The sequence below is a fragment of the Caecibacteroides pullorum genome (genome assembly GCF_019239235.1).
Lineage (GTDB): Bacteria > Bacteroidota > Bacteroidia > Bacteroidales > Bacteroidaceae > Bacteroides > Bacteroides pullorum.
Window position 1 is genome coordinate 1 of record NZ_JAAZTS010000050.1, and the last position, 5,205, is coordinate 5,205.

2 tRNA genes and 3 rRNA genes are annotated in these 5,205 nt (G+C 51.0%); all 5 read left to right on the plus strand.

The features are described from left to right. Positions 1–189: 189 nt before the first annotated feature. The 5 genes from HF894_RS14940 to rrf all read left to right on the plus strand — a co-directional run bounded on the left by HF894_RS14940 (position 190) and on the right by rrf (position 5,204). Positions 190–1,717, plus strand: a 16S ribosomal RNA gene (locus HF894_RS14940). Between the two features lie 126 nt (positions 1,718–1,843). Next, positions 1,844–1,917, plus strand: a tRNA-Ile gene (locus tag HF894_RS14945). Positions 1,918–1,925: 8 nt separating this feature from the next. Further along, positions 1,926–1,999: transfer RNA gene (locus HF894_RS14950), tRNA-Ala, on the plus strand. A 152-nt stretch (positions 2,000–2,151) separates the two neighbouring features. After that, positions 2,152–5,031, plus strand: a 23S ribosomal RNA gene (locus HF894_RS14955). 62 nt (positions 5,032–5,093) lie between these two features. Further along, positions 5,094–5,204: ribosomal RNA gene (gene rrf, locus HF894_RS14960) — 5S ribosomal RNA — on the plus strand. The 16S, 23S and 5S rRNA genes sit together here with 2 tRNA genes alongside, the layout of an rRNA operon. The last annotated feature ends 1 nt before the right edge of the window (position 5,205 follow it).

Here is a 5,205-nt window from a genome sequence, read left to right on the forward strand (position 1 = left end):
AGAAGAGCGATCTTTGAAGAGATTTACATAAACAATACAGTAGTACAAGAGCAAAACTGGAAACAGTTTTGGGTAAAAAAAGAACCGTCAATACTTATATATATAGGTAATGAACTTTTGATCCGTAATCCTGACAGAGCAACAACTTACTTGAATGTCATTTGATATTCAGGTGTTAAAGATACTTTTACAATGAAGAGTTTGATCCTGGCTCAGGATGAACGCTAGCTACAGGCTTAACACATGCAAGTCGAGGGGCAGCGGGATTGTAGCAATACAATTGCCGGCGACCGGCGCACGGGTGAGTAACACGTATCCAACCTTCCGGTTACTCGGGGATAGCCTTTCGAAAGAAAGATTAATACCCGATGGTATAAATTTTCCGCATGGTTTGTTTATTAAAGATTCATCGGTAACCGATGGGGATGCGTTCCATTAGATGGTAGGCGGGGTAACGGCCCACCTAGTCGACGATGGATAGGGGTTCTGAGAGGAAGGTCCCCCACATTGGAACTGAGACACGGTCCAAACTCCTACGGGAGGCAGCAGTGAGGAATATTGGTCAATGGGCGAGAGCCTGAACCAGCCAAGTAGCGTGAAGGATGACTGCCCTATGGGTTGTAAACTTCTTTTATACGGGAATAACATCATCCACGTGTGGGTGTCTGCATGTACCGTATGAATAAGCATCGGCTAACTCCGTGCCAGCAGCCGCGGTAATACGGAGGATGCGAGCGTTATCCGGATTTATTGGGTTTAAAGGGAGCGTAGACGGGTCCTTAAGTCAGTTGTGAAAGTTTGCGGCTCAACCGTAAAATTGCAGTTGATACTGGGGACCTTGAGTGCGGCAGAGGCAGGCGGAATTCGTGGTGTAGCGGTGAAATGCTTAGATATCACGAAGAACTCCGATTGCGAAGGCAGCTTGCTGGACCGTAACTGACGTTGATGCTCGAAAGTGCGGGTATCAAACAGGATTAGATACCCTGGTAGTCCGCACAGTAAACGATGAATACTCGCTGTTGGCGATATACTGCCAGCGGCCAAGCGAAAGCGTTAAGTATTCCACCTGGGGAGTACGCCGGCAACGGTGAAACTCAAAGGAATTGACGGGGGCCCGCACAAGCGGAGGAACATGTGGTTTAATTCGATGATACGCGAGGAACCTTACCCGGGCTTGAACTGCAGCGGAATGGCGTGGAAACATGTCAGCGAGCAATCGCCGCTGTGGAGGTGCTGCATGGTTGTCGTCAGCTCGTGCCGTGAGGTGTCGGCTTAAGTGCCATAACGAGCGCAACCCTTACCGATAGTTGCCATCAGGTAACGCTGGGGACTCTATCGGGACTGCCGTCGTAAGATGTGAGGAAGGTGGGGATGACGTCAAATCAGCACGGCCCTTACGTCCGGGGCTACACACGTGTTACAATGGGGGGTACAGCAGGCCGCTACCGGGCGACCGGATGCCAATCCCTAAAACCCCTCTCAGTTCGGACTGGAGTCTGCAACCCGACTCCACGAAGCTGGATTCGCTAGTAATCGCGCATCAGCCACGGCGCGGTGAATACGTTCCCGGGCCTTGTACACACCGCCCGTCAAGCCATGAAAGCCGGGGGTACCTGAAGTGCGTAACCGCAAGGAGCGCCCTAGGGTAAAACTGGTGATTGGGGCTAAGTCGTAACAAGGTAGCCGTACCGGAAGGTGCGGCTGGAACACCTCCTTTCTGGAGCGGTTACGGATAAGAGGTTCTATTTTTATTACATAAGAACCTCTTGTACTAAGGTTTTGTTTATTAAAGATATAAGCGAGAAAAGTAGAAGCCGGGCCGAAAGGCTGGGGTTTGACTGACAGTCCTATAGCTCAGTTGGTTAGAGCGCTACACTGATAATGTAGAGGTCGGCAGTTCAACTCTGCCTGGGACTACTCCGATTGGGGGATTAGCTCAGCTGGCTAGAGCACCTGCTTTGCAAGCAGGGGGTCAACGGTTCGAATCCGTTATTCTCCACTTAAGGAATAAAAGGATGGGCGCAGCCAATCCTTTCCGCGACACGGTCGCGGGTATATTCCGACGATCTATGACATGTTGTAACAGAAAAAGTAAAGTTAAAGCTGAAAGTATATTCCGTCCGTAGCCGCAAGGCTTGGACGTGAAACGGCAAAAAAGCAAGAAAGGGCACATGGCGGATGCCTTGGCTCTCGGAGGCGATGAAGGACGTGATAAGCTGCGATAAGCTGCGGGTAGGTGCAAATGACCTTTGATCCGCGGATTTCCGAATGGGACAACCCAATGTCTTGAAGAGACATTATCCCGCAATGCGGGAGGCTAACGCAGGGAACTGAAACATCTTAGTACCTGCAGGAAGAGAAAATAAATAATGATTCCCCTAGTAGTGGCGAGCGAACGGGGAACAGCCCAAACCAGATATGTTACGGCATATTTGGGGTTGTAGGACCGCGCCGTTGCAAGAAATCTCGTGAGTGGAACCTTCTGGAAAGTGGGTCCATAGAGGGTGACAGGCCCGTACACGAAGCGAGACGAAGCATAGCGGTATCCTGAGTAGCGCGGAGCACGAGGAATTCTGCGTGAATCTGCCGGGACCATCCGGTAAGGCTAAATACTCCCGAGAGACCGATAGTGAACCAGTACTGTGAAGGAAAGGTGAAAAGCACTTCGAATAGAAGAGTGAAATAGTACCTGAAACCATGTGCCTACAAGCGGTCGGAGCGCTTTCGAGCGTGACGGCGTGCCTTTTGCATAATGAACCTACGAGTTGCTTTTTCCGGCAAGGTTAAGGGTCTAGAGACCTGTAGCCGAAGCGAAAGCGAGTCTGAACAGGGCGTACAGTCGGAAGGAGCAGACGCGAAACCAAGTGATCTACCCTTGGCCAGGCTGAAGGATGGGTAACACCATCTGGAGGGCCGAACCAATAAGCGTTGAAAAGCTTCTGGATGAGCTGAGGGTGGGGGTGAAAGGCTAATCAAACTTGGAGATAGCTCGTACTCCCCGAAATGCATTTAGGTGCAGCCTTGACTTATACTGACGTGAGGTAGAGCGACTGATAAGATGCGAGGGCTTCACCGCCTATCAAGTCTTGACAAACTCCGAATGCGCGTCAGTTCTATGTCAGGAGTGAGGGCATGGGTGCTAAGGTCCATGTCCGAGAGGAGAACAATCCGGACCAACAGCTAAGGTCCCGAAATGAATACTAAGTTGAACTAACGAAGTCAGATTGCTAAGACAGCTAGGATGTTGGCTTGGAAGCAGCCATTCATTTAAAGAGTGCGTAACAGCTCACTAGTCGAGGAGTTTGGCGTGGATAATAATCGGGCATAAGTATTCTACCGAAGCTTTGGAATCATTCATGATTGGTAGGGGAGCATTCCACTCTGCGTTGAAGGCGTACCGTGAGGTATTCTGGAGCGTGTGGAAAAGCAAATGTAGGTATAAGTAACGATAAGGCAGGCGAGAAACCTGCCCGCCGCAAGACTAAGGTTTCCTGATCAACGCTAATCGGATCAGGGTAAGTCGGGTCCTAAGGCTCAGCCGAACGGCGAGGCCGATGGCAGAACCGGTTAATATTCCGGTACTACCGAATGGAGTGACGTGGGGACGGAGTCGTGACAGTGCCGCCGGCTGACGGAATAGCCGGTTAAAGGGTGTAGATGTTGATTGCTGCAGGCAAATCCGCAGCGAGAGTCGAACCTGACAGTATGGAGCGTCCTTCGGGACAATCCAATAGTGCACGTAAGCATACTCCCGAGAAAATCCGCTAAACTTAATCCTTTCGGTACCCGTACCGCAAACGGACACACGTAGTCGGGTTGAATATACTAAGGCGCTTGAGTGAATCACGGTTAAGGAACTAGGCAAACTGACCCTGTAACTTCGGGATAAAGGGTCCTCCAGCGATGGAGGCGCAGAGAATCGGTCCAGGCAACTGTTTAACAAAAACACAGGGCTGTGCAAAATTGAAAGATGAAGTATACAGCCTGACACCTGCCCGGTGCTGGAAGGTTAAGAGGAGACGTCATCGCAAGAGAAGCGTTGAATTGAAGCCCCAGTAAACGGCGGCCGTAACTATAACGGTCCTAAGGTAGCGAAATTCCTTGTCGGGTAAGTTCCGACCTGCACGAATGGTGTAATGATCTGGACGCTGTCTCAACCGTGAGCTCAGTGAAATTGTAGTATCGGTGAAGATGCCGATTACCCGCGATGGGACGAAAAGACCCCGTGAACCTTTACTATAGCTTAACATTGAATTTGGGCAGACGATGTGTAGGATAGGCCGGAGGCTTTGAAGCGGTGACGCCAGTCATCGTGGAGCCGCCGTTGAAATACGGCCCTTCGGTTGTTTGAGTTCTAACTCCTGGCTAGGAGGACACTGTTTGGTGGGTAGTTTGACTGGGGTGGTCGCCTCCAAAAGCGTAACGGAGGCTTCTAAAGGTGCCCTCAGGACGATCGGTAACCGTCCGCAGAGTGTAATGGCATAAGGGCGCTTGACTGGGAGACATACAAGTCGATCAGGTAGGAAACTAGAGCATAGTGATCCGGTGTTTCTGTATGGAAAGGACATCGCTCAAAGGATAAAAGGTACTCCGGGGATAACAGGCTGATCCCTCCCAAGAGCTCATATCGACGGAGGGGTTTGGCACCTCGATGTCGGCTCGTCACATCCTGGGGCTGGAGAAGGTCCCAAGGGTTGGGCTGTTCGCCCATTAAAGTGGCACGCGAGCTGGGTTCAGAACGTCGTGAGACAGTTCGGTCTCTATCTATCGTGGGCGTATGAAATTTGCGTGGCTCTGACACTAGTACGAGAGGACCGTGTTGGACTGACCTCTGGTTTACCGGTTGTGCCGCCAGGTGCATTGCCGGGTATCTAAGTCGGGATCGGATAAGCGCTGAAAGCATCTAAGTGCGAAGCCGGCCACAAGATTAGATTTCTTAGGGTCGTCAAAGACGATGACGTTGATAGGACGCAGGTGTAAAGGTGGTGACACCAAAGCCGAGCGTTACTAATTGCCCGTAAGCTTTTATGCCGGTCCTTTTGGACGGTATATACGTTCAGCATTTATTTTTTCTGTCTTCATGTCAACCTTATTCAGGTGGCTATAGCACCGGGGTTCCACCTCTTCCCATTCCGAACAGAGAAGTTAAGCCCGGTCACGCCGATGGTACTGCGTAACAGTGGGAGAGTAGGTCGCCGCCGTTTT